This window comes from Dokdonella soli, from assembly GCF_039523175.1.
Lineage (GTDB): Bacteria > Pseudomonadota > Gammaproteobacteria > Xanthomonadales > Rhodanobacteraceae > Dokdonella_A > Dokdonella_A soli.
Window position 1 is genome coordinate 227,258 of the sequence record NZ_BAAAEU010000010.1, and the last position, 18,010, is coordinate 245,267.

The following is an 18,010-nucleotide window of genomic DNA, read 5'->3' on the forward strand; positions in this document are numbered from 1 at the left end:
AATGCGGCGACGCCCGCCGCCGCACTCCTCACTGATATCGACTGACGTCCGTCGCCGGCTGCATGCCGACTTGCGGACCGGCCGTTAGTGCCTACTCGAACCCGTTGGCGAAGATCCGATCCGGGACACCCACGCTGAACGTCACCGGGAGCGCGACCGTGCTGTCGAAGCGCGTGTTGCTGTACACGCAGATGTTTGCGTGATACGTGCCGTCCGTCAGGTTGCCCGCGTTCAAGGTCGCGGTGACCGTGTCGCTCTGGCCGGGCAGGGTGGTGCCGGAACTGTGGTCGAAGGACAGCCACGGCACGCTGGTGGGGCTGACGCACGGGCCGCCTGGAACCGCAATCGCGAACGCGCTCACCGCGATGGAGCCATCGCCGAAAGGTCCGATCAGCTTCGCATGACCTGTGGTCAGATCCACGGTGTAGATGCTGCTCACGGTTGGCGTGAGCGGAAATGCGGCGTAGTAGAGGATGCCACTGGACTGGTCGAAGTCCATCGATTGCAGATCGTAGATGCCGGCGTCGAGACCGGTCGCGCCAATCAGCCTGAGGTGGCCATTCGTCTTGTCGATCGCGTACAGGCTGTCGGTCGCCTCATCGATGCCGTACATCGCGCCGTTCGGAGCGATCGCGATATCGAGCATGCGGGTTCCGTTCAAGCTGACCCGATCGAGCTTCGCGATCCAGGTCGGGCTGCCGAAGCGCGGGTCGATCGCGTAGAGATCGGTGCGGTTCGGCGCCGTGTCGGTCGAGGCCACGGCGTAGACCGTGTGGGTGGTCGCATCCCACTTCATGCCGTGCCAGAGTTCGCCGGCGATGGTCGGCGAGGGCGCAGAGGGCGCCGCACCGCTGGCAACGATGCGCGTGCCGTTACCCGATCCGTTGTTGCCAAGCCAATAGAACTGGAAGCCCCAGCACGAGTTGAAGTCACAGCCGCCGTTGGTCTGCAGATATTGCTTGGTGAAATCATTGTCGATGAAACCACCGACCTGATTGGTACTGACGTCGTAGTTGTTCTGGGTCAGGGTTTGCGGCGCCAGGGCGTCCAGTGACACATAGCGCGATCCGGAGGAGATGGAACCGATCGCATAGGCAGGCACCCTGGCAGTGCTGGTTTGAGAGACGGAGGCACTCGTCCGGAACGCGTTCGAAGCGCCAGCGTGCGCCCGCACCGCGTCGCGCGGATCCGGATTCGATGCCGAATAGTGTGCGAGCACCGGTGTGGCCAGCGACCCGACATACGGCGTCGCGAAGTGAAAGCCGCTGCTCGCCGGTGTCTGGCCCAACACCCAAGCCAAGGCGGTATTGCCGGCGTTGCCGATCGTCACCGGCGCGGTCGTCGATGCGCCCACCGCGGCGGATGCCTGGATTGCAGTGGGGTTGGCGGTGATCGCCGCACTTAGCACTTCGATATGCGCGGTGGAGGTGGCGGTGACCGAGTACGGCATCGGACCCGGCGTCCAGCGGATCGCCTTGCCATTCGTCAACACCGGCTGCCACCACGAATACTGCAGGTAGGTGGGCGCTACGCCATTGGCGCCGTAGTCCCTCTGGATCCCGGCGGTGGAACTGGCGCCGTAGTCGCCCGGAAATCCATTGCCATTGCCGCCGTCATTGAACGCCATCGACTGGTATTGGAACGTGATCTGGCTGGTCGCTTCGTCGATGACCGCTTCGAAGGTGATCCCGGGCCCCGGCGTGTGGTTGCGGGTCATCCCTTGCCATTCGACGATGAAGCGGCGATTCGGCGCCGTTCCCTGCGTGTCGGCGTATACCGTGCCGCCATCGAGCGTGGAGTTCCAGATCGTCCATGCCGGCATGATCAGATCAGAGGCAAAGATAATCGGCATCTGGCCGAAATTCGAATCGGCACCGAAATGGCAACCGGGCTGGCCGACCAGAATTGCACCGCTCAAGGTCACGCAGAGCTGGTTCGCGGCCGCGTGTTCATAGAAGCGGAACGAGAATGGCATCGTCACGTCGGCCGTCGTTGACGTGCCGCCGGTTCCGGGCGCTATCAGCATCGTGGCGGTCGGCGATTGGCTCAGGTCGACGAACGCGAACGGCACCGTATCGTCGAAGCTGTACACGGGGGGAGGAGCGTCCTGAGCGGTCCAGATCGAGTTGATATCCGTGCTCTGCCAGACCAGGTTCTGTACCGGATAAGTGAACTGCAGGCTGGCGCCGTCGGCAAGCCGTTGATTCAATTGGTTATTGAAATAGGAGGCCGACGCCATGAAGCCGTTGTTGGCCTGCAGATAGTGCCAATCGAGTTCGCGTCCGCTGTGGTTGGTGACCGTGTAGCAGACGCCGAAGGAATCACCGGGATTGATGCCCAAGGTCGTCGCCGTGCTGCAGGAGATCGGGCCTGATGTCCACGGCGTGAGCGTGGTGACCAGGTCGATGCCGGCGGTGACGGTGGGAGCGCCGATCGATTGTCCCGGCCCTGTCGAGGATTGCGGACGGGGACTCGTGGCATGGTCGTGAGTGGCCGCGGCTGAACCCGCAAACGCGAGCAAGGCGGCGGCGATGGCAAGCTGTGCTTTCATGATGCGGGAACTCTCCGGCAGATGTTGATGCGCGTTGCCTATCGGCACGTGGCGCTGTTGGCCGGTTTTATCGAGGCATCGAACCCAGCCCCTGGACGTACGCCGGCTTCCGCTCGACTATGTGACCCTGCCGAGGCGGTGTCATTCCAATCCGGTTCGAATCGCGTTTGGATTGATTGCAAACGCTGCAATCCGACTTTCAAGCCGGTATTGGCGCCTTCAGCAGTTCGGCAGGGATCTCGCGTTCGCCGGCCAGAGCCTGCACTTGCTTCAAAGCCCTGGCCCAGGCATCGCGCTGACCGGCCGCATGAAAAATCTTGACCTGCAGCAACGCGCAGTCGAAGTCATGATCGGCCCAGGGAGCGATTCGTCCGGCCAGTGCGCCCGCGTCTTCTGTGCGTCCCCGGGCGAGCAGCCAGCCGGCGTAGGCGTTCGCAACCAGTGCGATTTCGTCGGGTACGCCCTTGGCTTCCGCGCTCGCAGCAGCGGCACGGAACACGGGCTCGGCGTCCGCATCGCGTTTCTCGTGGGCGGCCCATTCGGCCTGTGCCACGAAATGTGCTGCCGGAATATCGCTCCCGGCGGCAGGTGTGGGCGGCAATCCGGTGGCGGTGGGATACGCGGCGATCGGTTTGCCGGCGGCAATCGAGGCGCGCTGACGCAGCAGCACGATGCGTGCGCGCTCCGCATCGTCGGCGCCAGGTGCGGACGTCCAGACGGCCAGAGCCTTGTCGGCGGCGTCGACGGCACGGTCCGCCTGCCCCTGTCGCCAGGCCAGTTCCGCGCGGGCTTCGTGGAAGTATCGGATCAACTCGCCGTGCGCGTCCGGCCAGGTCTTTTCCGCCTCGGTCAGCCCCGCTTCGGCTTCGCGATAGCGGCCGAGCGCCATCAGGGCGCGGGAGCGGAATCCGCTGGCTGCCAACAGCAGCGCGGGATCGCTCACGCGCGCGCGCAACTTCCAGAGCCGTTCACTGGTCGCCAGCGCATCCGGCCAGCGCAGCAAATGCGCCTGGGTGATGAACAGCGCGCTGAGATTGGCGCGCAGCGTTTCGATGACGCCGAACGACTCGCTGGTGTCGGCCGCCGCCACGAAGTAGGGCACGGCGTCCGCCATGCGATTGCGCTGGGTTTCGAGCACGCCGAAATAGTTGTTTATGCGTGCGATGCCCATGCGGTCGCCGGCCGCCTCCAGCTGTTCGCGCGCCTTGCCCAGATCGGCGATGGCGGCATCGAACTGACGCAGGCAGGCGTGCGAGAGTCCGCGTGCGGCGAGCGCGACATCCCGTTCGTGGGACGGCGGTGTGTCGTGCAATGCGGATACGGCGGTGTCGAAGTACGGCTCGGCCGAGGCGCAATCCTCGCGGCGAATATCGATGAACCCGCGCGTCGACAGGGCCTGCGCGTAGGTGCGCGGCTGGGCTTTCACGCTTGGGTTCGCGAGCAATTCGTCGAGCGCCGCGCGGGCCGTGTCGAGTTTGCCTGCACGGAAATCCACCTGCGCCAGCTTGGCGCGTACGCGTGCATCGGACCGCGCCGGCTCGGGCGCGTTAGCCAGTATCGAGCGCGCCGCGTCGAGCTCGTTTGCCAGCAGTGCTGCCTGGGCTTGCTGCAGGAGTTCCTGGAGATCGTCGTTCTCCGCGGTCCCCGCTGCTTGCGTATGCCCAAGCGCGGCGACCAGCAGATCGGCCGAGCGTCGCGCGGCCTCGGTCATGTCGGCCTGCTCGGACGTCTCGCGATGCTGCGTTCCATCGGTCGACGTCGTGCTGAGTTCGACCTTCCATCCGGCCGCCGACTTCACCGCGCTGCCCCGCACGATCAGGGCTGCGCCGAGCGTCTGCTGCAGTTTCGCCAGTCGCACCGCGTCGAGCGGTTCGCCGACCTCATGCAGCACCGCGACCACGCTGTCGCTCGGAGGCACCGGCAGGCCGGCGCTGCGCAGGCGATCGGCGATCAGGTCCATGGCGCCGAGACGCACCCAGCCCGCTTCTCGCGGCGCCGTTACATCCAGCGGTAGTACGACGATCGCGCTTCCGGCGGCGTTGGCGGACGGCGATGGCGACATGCGCCGTGTCAACAGCGCATAAGCCAACATGGTCAGAACCAGCATCGCGACGAATGCGAGCGACCACGCAGAGGGAGATCTTCTTCGCGATGCCTCCGCAGTCGCTGCAGCCATCGCATCGGCGGCGGGTGCCGCAGACGGGACCGCGACCGACGCGTCCGCAGCGCTCGAAGCGACGGTCGTTTCGGGCGCCGCGCTTTGTCCGTCGATCTCCGCGATCCAGCGATAACCGAACCCCGGCACTGTGCGGATCATCCGCTGGATCTGGCCATCGTCACCGACCGCGAGGCGCGCGCGCAGGACGACCTGGTTGACCTGCGAGTCGGTCGCATCGACGCGGCCCCACAACGCGGCTACCAGTTCATCACGTCCGACCGCGCGGTCCCGGTGCTCAACGAGATAGGCCAGGCAATCGAAGCCGCGGCGCGGAAGATGTACGAGGTCGCCGCCCTTCCACAATTCTCGCGCGTGGGGAACCAGACGAAAGTTCCCGAACCGGTACTCTGTTGCACCCATTCGACCCGACTCAACTATGGGACTGGCACGCCGCCATCATGCCCGAAGGCCGATGAGCGCGTCCTCTACGATGCCATTGCGTCGAGTGTTCGGTATTGCGCAGCGCCTCCACATCGCGGTGGGCCACGTCGGTGTGTGCCGCATCGCTCTGCCCAGCTCGCAATCGCTTGCGAACTGGATCTTCCCGAAGCCACGTTCACTCAACCCAGCGACGCCAGCCACTCGTCGTCGGAGCCCTCTGCGACGCCCTCGAACAGGAACGTCGACAGGTAACGCTCACCGGTGTCCGGCAGCATCGCGAGCAACACCGAACCCTGCGGCGCGGTCTCGGCGACCTTCAGCGCGGCCGCGAGCGTCGCGCCCGAGGAGATGCCGACGAAGATGCCTTCCTCGATGGCGAGCCGCCGCGCGGTATCGCGCGCGAGCACGTCGTCGACGAGGACAATCTCGTGCGCGACCGTGCGGCTCAGCACCTCGGGCAGGAAGTCCGGTGTCCAGCCCTGGATCTTGTGCGGCTTCCATTCCTGGCCCGAGAGCAGCGCAGCGCCGGCCGGTTCGCTGGCGATGATCTTCACTTCGGGGCGCGCAAGACGCAGCACCTCGCCGACGCCGGTCAAGGTGCCGCCGGTGCCCCAACCCGTGACGAAATAGTCGAACCGGCGCCCGGCGAACGCCTGCTGGATCTCGGCGGCGGTCGTGTTGCGGTGATAGGTCGGGTTCGCCGGGTTCTGGAATTGACGCGCGAGAAACCAGCCATGCTTCTTCGCGAGTTCCTCGGCCTTGCGCACCATGCCGCTGCCGCGTTCGGCGGCCGGGGTCAGGATCACCTTGGCGCCGTAGGCGCGCATCAGTTTGCGGCGCTCGATCGAGAACGTCTCGGTCATGATCGCGACGAACGGATAGCCGCGCGCCGCGCAGACCATCGCCAGCGCGACGCCGGTGTTGCCCGACGTCGCCTCGATCACGGTGTCGCCGGGCTTGAGCAGGCCTTTCTGCTCAGCGTCGAGGATGATCGCGATCGCGAGGCGGTCCTTGACCGAACCGCCCGGATTGAACGCTTCGACCTTCACGTAGAGGTCGACATGCTTCGGCGGCAGGCGATGCAGCTTGACGATCGGGGTGCGGCCGATGGTGTCGACGATGCTGTCGTGGATCATGGCGGTGTCCTTTGCAGTGGCAATCAGGCCGCGCGCGACAGCGGCGGCTTCGACGCGGCGTTGCCGCGCGCGGAATACGCACCGGCCGCGGGCGGCACGGCAGCGGTGAGCGGCGGCGCGCCGAACCAGTGCAGAGTTTCGGCCAGCGCCGTGACCTCACCGAGGATCAGCAGCGCCGGTGATCGTACACCGTGCGCGGCCGCGCGTTCAGGCAGTTCGGCCAGCGGGCCGGTGACGATGCGCTGCTCTTGTCGCGAACCGTTTTCGATCAGTGCGAAGGGCGTGGCCTGCCCGCGGCCGTGGGCGGTCAGGCGGTCGCGCAAGCCGGCGAGTTCGCCGACGCCCATATAGACCGCGAGCGTCTGCCGCTCCTGCGCGAGCGCGGCCCAGTCGAGGGTATCCAGCGAGGCGCGGCAGTGCGCGGTAACGAAGCGCACCGATTGCGCGTGATCGCGGTGGGTCAGCGGCACGCCGGCGTATGCGGCGCAGGCGATCGCGGCAGTGATCCCGGGCACTACCTCGTAGGGAATCGCGTGGGAGCGCAGGAATTCGAGTTCCTCGCCGCCGCGACCGAACACGAACGGATCGCCGCCCTTAAGGCGCACCACCCGGCGGCCGGCTCGTGCGTGCTCGAGCAGCAGCGCATGGATCCCGGCCTGGGTCGTGTGATGCTGGCCTGCTTCCTTGCCGACTTCGATGCGCTCGGCATCGCGGCGCGCGAGTGCGAGCACCTCGGCGCTGACCAAGCGGTCATGCAGGATCACATCGGCCTCGTTGAGTGCGCGTAATGCCTTCAGCGTCAGCAATCCGGGGTCGCCGGGGCCGGCACCGACCAGCACGACCGAGCCGGTCGGCTCCGCCGTGACCTCGTCCAGGGCCTTGCCCAAGGCGGCTTCGGCCAGTGCAGGCTGTTCGCGCCGCAACAGGCTCACGACTGGACCGGTGAACAAACGCGTGTAGAAGCGACGGCGCGCCGCCGGCGTCGGGTGGCGCGCGCGGATGCGTGCGCGAAACCGCGCCGCGAGTTCCGCCAGCCCGCCGAGGGCCTGATCGAGCTGACCTTCCAGACGTTCGCGCAGCAGCCGCGCCAGCATCGGTGCGGCGCCCGCGGATGAGATCGCGACGATCAACGGTGAGCGATCGACGACTGCGGGCACGTGGAAACTCGACAACGCCGCGTCGTCGACGACGTTGACGAAGATCCGGCGCGCGCCCGCAGCCGCAGCGACGGCCTGGTTCAGTGCGCGATCGTTGGTGGCGGCGACGACCAGCCAGGCGCCATCGAGCCAGTCGTCACGGAACTCACCGCGTCGATGCCGAATGCGGCCGGCGTCGGCCCAGCGCGCGAGTTCCGGCGCCAGGACCGGCGCACCGATCGTGACGGCCGCGCCGGCAGCGAGCAGGGCCGCTGTCTTGCGCGCGGCCACCGCACCGCCTCCGACGACGAATACGGGGCGGTGGGTGAGATCGGCAAACAGCGGATACAGCTTCATCGGCGGCGGCGGAACATACGTGGCATGGGGTCATTCACGGTATGCAGCGCCGCGCCGGGCGACAAATGACTTCCGGGCGTGCGCTTATGCCGGCCCGGCATGAGAGGGCGCTTCGGAAAATTTGGTATTGCCTCAATTTGAAATTCCACCAACCGTTCGCCCTGAGGTATCGACTGCGCGCGCATGGAGCGCGCGCGAACGGCGACAAAACGGCAGGGCTGCCGTTTTGCACAGCGAAGCTGCCCGGAGGGCGAAGCGCAGGGCCGCGCTGAGTGCACCCGGCCCGAAGGGCGAGCGCCAGGATGGCGCGAGTCTCGGTGAACGGCCTCGGGCGCCGCCGCTCATGGTTCGATACGCCGTAGGCGTACCCCGTGCTGAGCCTTGTCGAAGCATCACCACGAACGGCTACTTATTCAAACTGAGGCGTTACCGAAAATTTGGACGGATGGACGTCCAAACCCGACTGGGTTAGGCTGCCGGTCCCATTGCCATCACCGGCGATGGCCCAATGTCAGGAGCTAGCGATGAAACGCCCCGGTTCGAAACACCTCATGTGCTGTTGTCTGCAAACCATCCGTGTCCTCAAGACCCGATTGCGATCACCTGCGAGACGCCCGCCATGACCCTCACGCAACTGCGCTACCTCATCGCCATTGCCGATTCCGGCCTCAACATCACCCTCGCTGCCGAGCGCGTACACGCCACTCAGCCCGGCATCAGCAAGCAACTCAAGCAACTCGAAGACGAGCTCGGCTTCCAGCTGTTCGCGCGCAAGGGCAAGAGCCTCGATGCGATCACTCCCGCCGGCAGCCAGGTCATCGAACGCGCCCGCGTGATCCAGGCCGAAGCTGCCAACATCCGCGCGCTCGCCGCCAACCTGCGCAACGAGGCGCAGGGTGAACTACGTATCGCGACGACCCATACTCAGGCTCGATTCGCCTTGCCGGCGCCGATCGCCGCGCTGAAACGCCGCTATCCGCAAGTCAGCGTGCACCTGCAGCCGGGCGGCGACGCGGAGATCCTTGAATTGCTCGCGCGCGGCCAGGGCGATCTCGCCGTGATCAGCACCGCGGGCACGGTGCCCTCCGTCGGTCTCGCCCTGCCGGCGTATCGTTGGGACCGCGTCGCGCTGGTACCGCGCGGTCATGCGCTGGCGACACTCGGGCGCGCACCGACCTTGGCCGAGCTGGCCGCGTATCCACTGGTCAGTTACGAGTCGTCGCTGAAGCCGGAGTCGTCGCTGCGGCGCGCGTTCGGCGCCGCCGGCCTCGAGCCGCGCCTGGGCTTCACCGCGCGCGATGCCGACCTGATCAAGACCTACGTGCGCGCCGGCCTCGGCGTCGGCGTATTGGCCGAGATGGCCCTGCTCCCGGAGGATGCCGCCGACCTGCGCGTGCTGCCGGCCGATGGCCTGTTTCCGACCTGCACGACCTGGATCGTGCTGCGCCACGACCGCGTGCTGCGCGATTTCGCGCTGGAATTCATCGCGCAGTTCGCACCGCATCTGGATCGGCGCGACGTGCGCCGCGCGTTCGATCATGGCGTGCACGACGGCAGCTGGCCCGAGCCTCCGCACTGGCGCGAGATCAGTGGCGCCAAGGCCAGCATCGTGCGCGCGGCCTGAGTAACGCGTCGCGACGCGGAGACATCAAGCGGCGTAGCAAATCAGTCGCGCGGCGCGCCACGCCGTCCGGCGAGCGCGTCGTGCGTCGGCGTCCGGATGCCGCGCACGCGGCCGCCGAGATAGACCGGGCGCGCATGGTCGAGCAGCGCGGCGACTCCGGGATGCGTGCGGTCGGTCGTGCTGAACACCGCGCGCGCCTCGTGCAGATGATCGGTCCAGTAGATGTCCTCGACGTCGAGCATGGCCCGCGTTACGCCCTGGCTATCGCGCAGCGCGATCTCGCTGCCGATCGCGATCGTCGCCGCGAACGCCTCGCTGACATCGAGCGTGAGCGGCGACGATGGAGTGCCATCGGCGAGGCGCGCTTCGCTGACGACGCGTTCGTAGTCGCGGCGCACGAGGTAGCCCGCGAGCGGCGAGAACGCACCGTTCAGCAGGAGCTCGAGATCGCGAAGTTGGCGCGCGTCGAGATCCCAGCCGGGGAGGGCGACGCTGCGCTGCTTGAGCGCGGAGGCGTCGGCGTCATCGTTCCGGCGACTTTCAACAGCGAAGCTGGTCAAGCGTGATTCCACTTTTTGCTCCTGATGCTGTAGATCAAAATGGATCCCGGCTTGACCAGTCCTGCGGCTGTTGAAAGCCGCAGGGATGACGAGCAAAGCTGGCGGGAGGCTTTCTTTCTAGGCCTCGAGATGCAGGCCGCATTCGCGTTTCAGCCCGAAGAAACGCGTGTCTTCCTCCGCCATGCCGGGCTCCCAGCGGCGCGTCGTGTGCACGTCGCCGATCGAGACGTAACCGTCGTCCCATAGCGGGTGATAGGGCAGGTTGTGGCGCTGCAGATAGCGGCCGACGTCGCGGTCGGTCCAGTCGGCGATCGGATGCAGCTTCCAGCGGCCGTTGCGCAGCTCGATGAAGTCGATGGCTGCGCGGCTGGCCGATTGCGAACGACGCAGTCCGGCGAACCAGCTGCGCGCGTCGAGCTGGGCGAGCGCGCGCTGCATCGGCTCGACCTTGCGCAGGCGGTTGTAGCGCTCGATGCCGTCGAGGCCCTGTTCCCACAGGCGGCCATGGCGCGCTTCCATCCAGGCGATGCCGATCGCCGGGCGAACCACCTTGAGGTTCAGGTCGAGGCGTTCGCTCAAGGTGTCGACGAAACGATAGGTCTCGGCGAACAGGTAGCCGGTGTCGATCAGGATCACCGGGATGTCGGCGCGCTGCCGCGTGACCAGATGCAACGAGGCCGCCGCCTGCGCACCGAAGCTCGACGACAGCACGTGTTCGCCCGGCGTCGTGTCCAGCGCCCAGGCGACGCGTTCCTCGGCCGGCTGTCGCTCCAGCCAGCGATTCAGCTCGGCCAGTGCGCGGGCGTCCTCGGCCGCACTGAGCAGATCGGGCGGATTCATGCGATCACCTCCGCGGGAATGCGTCGCGGCGTTTCCACCGGCAACACGCCGGCGCGCAGCAGGAAGTCGCCGAAGCCCTCGTCGGTCGCGCGTTCGGCGGCATAGCGCGCGAACAGCGGATCGAGCGCTTCGAGGATCGCCGTCTCGGTCACGTTCTCGCGATAGGGCCGGTTCAGGCGCTGGCCGCGGAAGTCCGCGCCGAGGCGCAGGTCGTAGCGGCCGGGCGCACGGCCGACCAGCGCGATCTCGCCGAGGTACGGTCGAGAGCAACCGTTCGGGCAGCCGGACAGACGCAGCAGGATCGGTGCGTCGGCGAGCCCATGCTCGTCGAGCAGCGTCTCGATCTTCGGCAGCAGCTCGGGCAGATAGCGCTCGGCCTCGGCCATCGCGAGGCCGCAGGTCGGCAGCGCGACGCAGGCGATCGCGTGGCGACGGATCGCGCTGCCGCGGCGATAGCCGTCGAGCGCGTGGCGCTCGACCAGTGCATCGATCGCGGCGCGATCCGCCGCGGCGACGTTGGCGACGATCAGGTTCTGGTTGCAGGTCAGGCGGAAGTCGCCACTGTGGATTTTCGCGATCTCGCGCAGCCCGCTCAGCCAAGGCCGGCCCGACGTATCGGCGAGGCGGCCGGCTTCGATCTGCAGGGTCAGGTGCCAGCGGCCGTCCTCGCCTTCGATCCAGCCGTGGCGGTCGCCGTTGTGATCGAAATGGAAGGCGCGCGCCGGTTCGAGCGTGAAGCCGAGGCGGCGTTCGACCTCGGCCTTGAACCCGTCGAGGCCGAGCCGATCGATCGTGTACTTGAGGCGCGCGTGCTTGCGTTCGACGCGATTGCCGAAATCACGCTGCGTCGTGAGCACGCTTTCGGCGACGCTGAGCAATTGTTCCGGTGGCACGAAGCCGATCACGTCGCCGAGGCGCGGATAGGTGGTCGGATCGCCGTGCGTCGCGCCCATGCCGCCACCGATCGCGACATTGAAGCCGACCAGCTCGCCGGCTTCGAGCACCGCGATCAGGCCGAGATCCTGCGCGAACACGTCGACGTCGTTGGTCGGCGGCACGGCCAGGCCGATCTTGAATTTGCGCGGCAGGTAGGTCGGCCCGTACAGCGGCTCGCTTTCCTCGGTGCCCAAAGAGGCATGTGCGGCCGCAGGCCGCTCCGGTTTGCCTTCTCCCGCCTGCGGGAGAAGCTGGTCCGCAGGACCGGATGAGGGCAGCTTCTCGCCATCGAGCCAGATCTCGTGATAGGCGCGCGTCTTCGGCAGCAGATGTTCGGAGAGGCGCACCGCCCACGCATATGCGGCCGCGTGCGCGCGCGACTCGACCGGGTTCGCGGAACTCACCACGGTGCGGTTGACGTCGCCGCAGGCGGCGATCGTGTCGACCAGAGAGGCGTTGATCGCGGCGATGGTGGATTTGAGCCGGTGCTTGATCACGCCGTGCCACTGGAACGTCTGGCGCGTTGTGATGCGCAGCGTGCCGTTGGCGTGCTCGCGTGCGATCGCATCGAAGGCCAGCCATTGCGCCGGCGTGACCACGCCGCCCGGCAAGCGCGCGCGGATCATGAACGCATACGCCGGTTCGAGCTTTTGCTGGCGACGTTCCTCACGCAGGTCACGGTCGTCCTGCTGGTAGCTGCCGTGGAACTTGAGCAGCTTGTTGTCGTCCTCGCTGATCGCACCGGTAACCGGATCGGCGAGGCCATCGGCGATCGTGCCGCGCAGCAGGCGGCTCGCGGCCTTGATCTGTTCGAGGTGGGACAGGGGGGGGCTCATGGTTTCAGTACACGTCGCGGGCGTAGCGGCCCTGCTGGATGAGATCGGAGAGATAGCTTTCGGCGGCGTCGCGGTCGCGGCCGTCGTGCGTGGCGACGATGTCGACCAGTGCCGCGTGCACGTCCTTCGCCATGCGCGTCGCATCGCCGCAGACGTAGAGATGCGCGCCGTTGTCGAGCCACGCATACAGCTCGCGGGCGTGTTCGTGCAGGCGATCCTGCACATAGATTTTTTGTTGAGAAGTCCGCACAGGGATGTGCGGGCTCTTGCGAGGGATTCGCATGACGTCGTCGCGTGAGAACGCGAGGTCGAGGCGGTGCAGCGAGCCGTCGCGCAGTGCGTCCTGCCATTCGGTCTGGTAGAGGAAGTCGTTGTGGAAGTTGCGGTTGCCGAAGATCAGCCAGTTGCGGCCCGCGGCGCCGATCTCGCGGCGCTCCTGCACGAAGCCGCGGAACGGCGCGACGCCGGTGCCGGGGCCGATCATGATCACGTCACGCGTGGCGTCGGTCGGCAGGCGGAAGCGCTCGTTGGCTTCGATGAAAACCGGAATGCGCACGTCGTCGCCGGCGGCGGCGAGGAACTGCGAGGCGGCGCCATGATGGCGTGTTCCGAATGCCTCGTAGTCGACGACACCGACCGTCAAATGCACCTCGTCGCCGACCACCTTGCGGCTCGATGCGATCGAATACAGCCGCGGCGTCAGCGGACGCAACGCGGCGACCAGCTCGGTTGCGGTCCAGACGGCCGGATATTCACGCAGAAGATCGATCGGCTGGCGGTTGCGCAACAGCTCGCCCAGTGCGGCGGCACGATCGGGTGCCAGCAGACGGTTCAGCTCGACATCGCCGGCATGTGCCGCGTGTGCGGCGACGAATGGCCGCGCCAGCCTCGTGATCTCGCGCTCGCGCGTCAGCCATTGGCGCAGCGGCAGCGCGCGGCCGTCGTGATGCACCGCCGCCTCGCCATCGAGCGAGAGCGCGCCGAGCAGCGCGTCGACCAGTGCGGGTGGATTCTCCGGCCACACGCCAAGTGAGTCGCCCGGCTCGTAAGCGAGACCGGAGCCCTCCAGCGACAGTTCGACATGACGCACGTCCCGTTCGCTCGCGCGCGCGACGATGCGCTGGTTGGCCAGTACTGCAGCCGCGAATGGGCGTTCGCGCGAATGCGCGGCCACGCTCGCGTGCGGACGCAGCGGCGTCACCGTCGCCGACGCGTGCGGCGCTTTCAGCGCCTCGCGCGCGGCGGCCAGTGCCCGCGCGTGCCAGGGGCCGGCCACGCTGTCGATATCCACGTCGGCATCGGTATGGGCCAGTACGCGCTGCGCGCCGAGTTCCTCGAGACGCGCATCGAGCGCGCGGCCGACGGCGCAATAGCGCGGATAGCTGGAATCGCCCAGCGCAAGCACGCCATAGCGCAGTTCGCTCAGCCGAGGCGCGCGCTTGCCGGCGATGAATTCGATGAAGCCGCGCGCATCGTCGGGCGGATCGCCGTCGCCCTGGGTGCTGATGACGACGAGCAGCAGACGCTCGTGCGCGAGTTCGCGCAACGGGTAGGCGCCGGCGCGCACCAGGCGCACGGCGAGGCCGCCAGCCTCGGCTTCCGCGGCCAGCCTTTCGGCGATGCGCCGCGCGTTGCCGGTTTGCGAGCCGTAGATGATGCTGAGGCGCGATATCGCCGTGGCGAGCGGCGCGGCCGGGATCGCCACAGGCCGCAGGGCAGAGCCGGAGGGCGCGGCCAATGCGGCGGTGTAGCCCGACAGCCAATACAGCGCGGCCGGTTCCAGGCCTTCGACGAGGCGTGCCAGCAACGCGGCCTTGTCTTCGGGCAGCGTCGAGAATGGCAGGCGGATCGGTTCGGCGGACACGGCGTTTGATTCCCGGAGCGTGGACATCTGGACGTCTGGAGCGCCGATTCTGCGAAGTCGTGTTCGCGTACGGAAAGGAAGGCTGCGCATGTGCTTATGCCGCGCGCCTATTTCCGCGTCTGGGTAGGCCGGTCGAGACTGCCGGCCTCGTCCGTTCCTGTGCGCGCCGTGATCACCCCCCGATTTCGTCACCTGCATCGTCGTCGGCGTGCTGGCCCAACTGGTCGACGGCGCGCTTGGGATGGCCTACGGCGTCACCTCGGCGGCGCTGCTGCTCGGTCTCGGGGTGCCGCCCGCGCTGGCCAGCGCGAGTGTGCACAACGCCGAGGTGTTCACCTGTGGCGCCTCCGGCTTCAGCCACTGGCTGGCCGGCAACGTGCGGCGCCCGCTGTTCCTCGCGCTGGTGGTGCCGGGCGTGGTCGGTGCCGTGCTCGGCGCGCAGGTGGTCAGTCGCGTGCCGCCAACGTGGATGCGGATCGCGCTGACGCCTTACCTGCTCGCGATCGGTGCTTTCCTGCTGTTGCGCGCCTGGCGCGGCGGCAGCTCGGACGACGGGACCGAGGTGCCGCGCGTCAGTGGTCCGCTCGGCTTCATCGCCGGCTTCGTCGATGCGATCGGCGGTGGCGGCTGGAGCGCGCTGACCGTGACCGCACTGGTCGCGCGCGGCGCGCCGCCGCGACGGGTCATCGGCAGCGTGCATGCGGCCAAGTTCGTCGTCAGCATTGCGGCGAGCCTGATCTTTCTCGCCGGTGTCGGCGGCGCGCACGGCGATGCGGTGCTGGGTCTCATCGTCGGCGGCGTGGTCGCCGCGCCGATCGGCGCGTTGTTCGCGCGCCGCCTGCCGGCGCGTGTCGCGACCGTGCTCGCCGGCTGCACGGTTTTCGGGCTCGGCCTGCGCAACGTGCTGAGCGTCGTTGGCTGATCGGCCGGACGAAGCGCCGAGAAGGCCGTTACTTCACGATGACTTGAGCGCTGTCCGGTAGGCCATCGCGAACGTTGCGCCGAAGCAGCAGAACACCAGACGCTGTGGCGCGGCCTGATCCGTCAACCACACGTGTGCCTCGCGCACGGCGATCGCGACCGCGGCTTCGATCGGGTAGCCATACACGCCGCAGCTGATCGCCGGGAACGCGATGCTGGCTACGGACCGTTCGTTCGCGAGCCGCAGCGATGTCCGATAACAGGACGCGAGCAGCTCGGCTTCGCGATGGTCGCCGCCGCGCCATACCGGGCCGACCGTATGGATCACGAACCGCGCCGGCAGCCGAAATCCCGGTGTGATGCGCGCTTCGCCGGTCGGGCAGCGCACGCCGCGGCGCAGTTCCGGCAGCGCCCGGCAGGCGGCGAGCAGTTCCGGGCCGGCTGCGCGATGGATCGCACCGTCGACGCCGCCGCCCCCCAGAAGCGTCTCGTTGGCCGCGTTGACGATGGCGTCGACATCCAACGTCGTGATGTCGGCTTCGACGATTTCGATCACGGTGGACCTCCTCGCACGGCACGTCTGCCGCATTCTGACGCGGTTTCCGGGCCGTGACGTAAAAATGTACCAGCGGGTATTGAAAATATACTGACTAGGACATAATATTCGCGTCCATGATGATCAAGGCAATCGACAGCACGTTCGCGTACCTCATGCAGGACGTGACCCGGCAGCTGCGCAAGCACTTCGACCGGCGCGCGACCAAGTTCGCGTTGACGCGCGCGCAATGGCGCGCACTGAAGACGATCCGCCGCAACGAGGGCCTGTCGCAGACGGAGCTCGCCGACTACCTCGACATGGAGCCGATTCCGGTCGGCCGCGTGATCGACCGGCTCGAGAAGACCGGCTACGTCGAACGCCGTGCCGATCCGGGTGACCGCCGTCGCTGGCGCCTGCACCTGACGCCTAAGGCGCACGCGATCGTCGCCGAGATGGAAGTGATCGCGAGTGGCCTGCGCGACGACGCGCTGCGTGGCGTCAGGCGCGAGGATTTCGAGACATTGCTGCGCGTGCTGGCGCAGCTCAAGGACAACCTGGTCGCGCTCGATGGCGCGACGAATGAAGAAAAGGGCACGCCATGACCGACAAGCAGCCGCAATTGCAGGATACCGTCGCGGACCAGCCGCAACCGAAGCGGCGCTGGACGCGCACCTTGATGTGGATCGCGGGACCGGCGCTGGTGCTCGGCATCGGCGGATGGCTGTACGTCACCTCGGGACGCTATGCGTCGACCGATAACGCCTATGTGCAGGCCGATCACGTGACGATCGCGCCGCAGATCGGCGGCCGTGTCGTCGAAGTTGACGTGCGCGAGAACCAGGCGGTGAAGAAGGGCGACGTGCTGTTCCGGATCGATGCCGAACCGCTCGAGATCGCGGTCGCGCGCATGCAGGCGCAGGTCGAGTCGGTGAAGAGTCTGCTCGACGCGGCGCGCAGCGGCTACCGCTCCGCACAGGCGGATCAGCGTTCGGCGGCAGCCGATCTCGTCTACAAACAGCAGCAGTTCGAACGCATGAAGGAATTGCGCGGCCGCGGCCTGGTCGCGCAGCAGGCGCTGGACACCGCGGCGAACGATCTCGCCGCCGCGCGCGCGAAGCAGGACTCGAATAACGCGGCGGTCTCGAAGGCGCAGAACATGCTGGGTGGCCTGCCGGAAACGCCGGACGAACAGCTTGCCGGCTACAAGCTCGCGCTCGCGCAGCTCGCGCAGGCGAAGCTCGACCTCGGCCACGCAGTCGTGCGCGCGCCGATGGACGGCACGATCGGCAAGACCACGCTGCAGCCGGGTGATTTCCTCGGCACCGGTCAGGCCGCGATGCCGCTGGTCGCGGACACGCTGTGGGTCGACGCGAACTTCAAGGAGACCGATCTCACCCATGTGCGCGTCGGCCAGCCCGCCACGATCGAGGTCGACACGTTCCCGGGCAAGAAATGGCAGGCGCGCGTCGCCTCGATCAGTCCGGCCTCGGGCGCCGAGTTCTCGGTGCTGCCGGCGCAGAACGCGACCGGCAACTGGGTCAAGATCGTGCAGCGCATCCCGGTGCGCCTCGTGATCGAGGAGCCGAACCACGACGGCATGATCCTGCGCTCCGGCATGAGCACGAACGTGGACATCGACACCGGCCGGCAGAACTCGATCCTCGGGCGCTGGCAGGGTGGCGCGGAGCCGGTCGCGCGGGTGGCGCAGAATCCATGATGTGCGCGCAGAACAAGCCCTCTCCCCCGAGCTTGCTCGGGAGAGAGGGTTGGGTGAGGGAGCGAGGCGCCACGCAGCAGATGCGAGTGACCAGCGTCGTGTCCCCGATGTCGCCCCGCCCCCTCACCCCAGCCCTCTCCCCCAACGATGAAACCGTCGGGGGAGAGGGGGCCAATTCAGGTGCGCCTGGCGATCGAGGAAGCGAACCAGAGAACAAGCCCTCTCCCCTGAGCTTGCTCGGGGGAGAGGGTTGGGTGAGGGGGCGAGGCGCCACGCAGCGAAACGGTGCCGGGTTTCACGCGATGCTGCCTCCGCCGGCGCGTCCGGTGCGAGTGGCCAGCGTCGTGTCCGCGATGTTGCCCCGCCCCCTCACCCCAACCCTCTCCCCCAACGAT

The 18,010-nt window shown here is 67.4% G+C and carries 13 protein-coding genes; 4 read left to right on the forward strand and 9 right to left on the reverse strand.

The window, feature by feature from the left end; all coding sequences use genetic code 11:
- Nucleotides 1-91 precede the first annotated feature (91 nt).
- From ABD002_RS11700 to cysG, 4 genes are all read right to left on the reverse strand, one after another.
- Entirely contained in the window at nt 92-2,551 is a 2,460-nt protein-coding gene (locus ABD002_RS11700; protein ID WP_343791257.1) for a DUF4394 domain-containing protein, read from the reverse strand.
- A gap of 199 nt (nt 2,552-2,750) precedes the next feature.
- Complete coding sequence (locus tag ABD002_RS11705; protein ID WP_343791258.1) at nt 2,751-5,129, reverse strand: winged helix-turn-helix domain-containing protein; 2,379 nt, start codon at nt 5,127-5,129, stop codon at nt 2,751-2,753.
- A 200-nt stretch (nt 5,130-5,329) separates the two neighbouring features.
- Nucleotides 5,330-6,286 (reverse strand): cysteine synthase A, encoded by a 957-nt coding sequence (gene cysK, locus ABD002_RS11710; protein WP_343791260.1) that lies wholly within the window; start codon nt 6,284-6,286, stop codon nt 5,330-5,332.
- A 23-nt stretch (nt 6,287-6,309) separates the two neighbouring features.
- Nucleotides 6,310-7,779, reverse strand: a complete 1,470-nt coding sequence (gene cysG, locus ABD002_RS11715) for a siroheme synthase CysG (protein ID WP_343791262.1) — start codon at nt 7,777-7,779, stop codon at nt 6,310-6,312.
- Between the two features lie 619 nt (nt 7,780-8,398).
- Here cysG and ABD002_RS11720 point away from each other — a divergent pair.
- Nucleotides 8,399-9,403 (forward strand): LysR substrate-binding domain-containing protein, encoded by a 1,005-nt coding sequence (locus ABD002_RS11720; protein ID WP_343791264.1) that lies wholly within the window; start codon nt 8,399-8,401, stop codon nt 9,401-9,403.
- Between the two features lie 41 nt (nt 9,404-9,444).
- On the opposite strand, the gene ABD002_RS11725 is transcribed toward ABD002_RS11720, so the two are convergent.
- From ABD002_RS11725 to ABD002_RS11740, 4 genes are all read right to left on the reverse strand, one after another.
- Nucleotides 9,445-9,963 (reverse strand): hypothetical protein, encoded by a 519-nt coding sequence (locus ABD002_RS11725; protein ID WP_343791266.1) that lies wholly within the window; start codon nt 9,961-9,963, stop codon nt 9,445-9,447.
- 117 nt (nt 9,964-10,080) lie between these two features.
- Nucleotides 10,081-10,803, reverse strand: coding sequence for a phosphoadenylyl-sulfate reductase (locus tag ABD002_RS11730; protein ID WP_343791268.1), 723 nt, complete (start codon nt 10,801-10,803; stop codon nt 10,081-10,083).
- The gene (locus ABD002_RS11735; RefSeq protein ID WP_343791270.1) at nt 10,800-12,575 is read right to left on the reverse strand and encodes an NADPH-dependent assimilatory sulfite reductase hemoprotein subunit; all 1,776 of its coding nucleotides are present in this window, start codon (nt 12,573-12,575) and stop codon (nt 10,800-10,802) included. The genes ABD002_RS11730 and ABD002_RS11735 overlap by 4 nt, the downstream gene beginning before the upstream one ends.
- Nucleotides 12,576-12,579: 4 nt before the next feature.
- Nucleotides 12,580-14,439, reverse strand: a complete 1,860-nt coding sequence (locus ABD002_RS11740) for an assimilatory sulfite reductase (NADPH) flavoprotein subunit (protein WP_379989006.1) — start codon at nt 14,437-14,439, stop codon at nt 12,580-12,582.
- A gap of 208 nt (nt 14,440-14,647) precedes the next feature.
- Between ABD002_RS11740 and ABD002_RS11745 the strand changes: the two genes are divergently transcribed.
- A complete protein-coding gene (locus ABD002_RS11745; RefSeq protein ID WP_343791274.1) occupies nt 14,648-15,361 on the forward strand; it encodes a sulfite exporter TauE/SafE family protein in 714 nt (237 codons plus the stop codon).
- Nucleotides 15,362-15,394: 33 nt separating this feature from the next.
- On the opposite strand, the gene ABD002_RS11750 is transcribed toward ABD002_RS11745, so the two are convergent.
- The gene (locus tag ABD002_RS11750; protein WP_343791276.1) at nt 15,395-15,916 is read right to left on the reverse strand and encodes an O-acetyl-ADP-ribose deacetylase; all 522 of its coding nucleotides are present in this window, start codon (nt 15,914-15,916) and stop codon (nt 15,395-15,397) included.
- 116 nt (nt 15,917-16,032) lie between these two features.
- Between ABD002_RS11750 and ABD002_RS11755 the strand changes: the two genes are divergently transcribed.
- The gene (locus ABD002_RS11755; RefSeq protein ID WP_343791278.1) at nt 16,033-16,500 is read left to right on the forward strand and encodes a MarR family winged helix-turn-helix transcriptional regulator; all 468 of its coding nucleotides are present in this window, start codon (nt 16,033-16,035) and stop codon (nt 16,498-16,500) included.
- Complete coding sequence (locus tag ABD002_RS11760) at nt 16,497-17,615, forward strand: HlyD family secretion protein (protein ID WP_343791280.1); 1,119 nt, start codon at nt 16,497-16,499, stop codon at nt 17,613-17,615. The genes ABD002_RS11755 and ABD002_RS11760 overlap by 4 nt, the downstream gene beginning before the upstream one ends.
- The last annotated feature ends 395 nt before the right edge of the window (nt 17,616-18,010 follow it).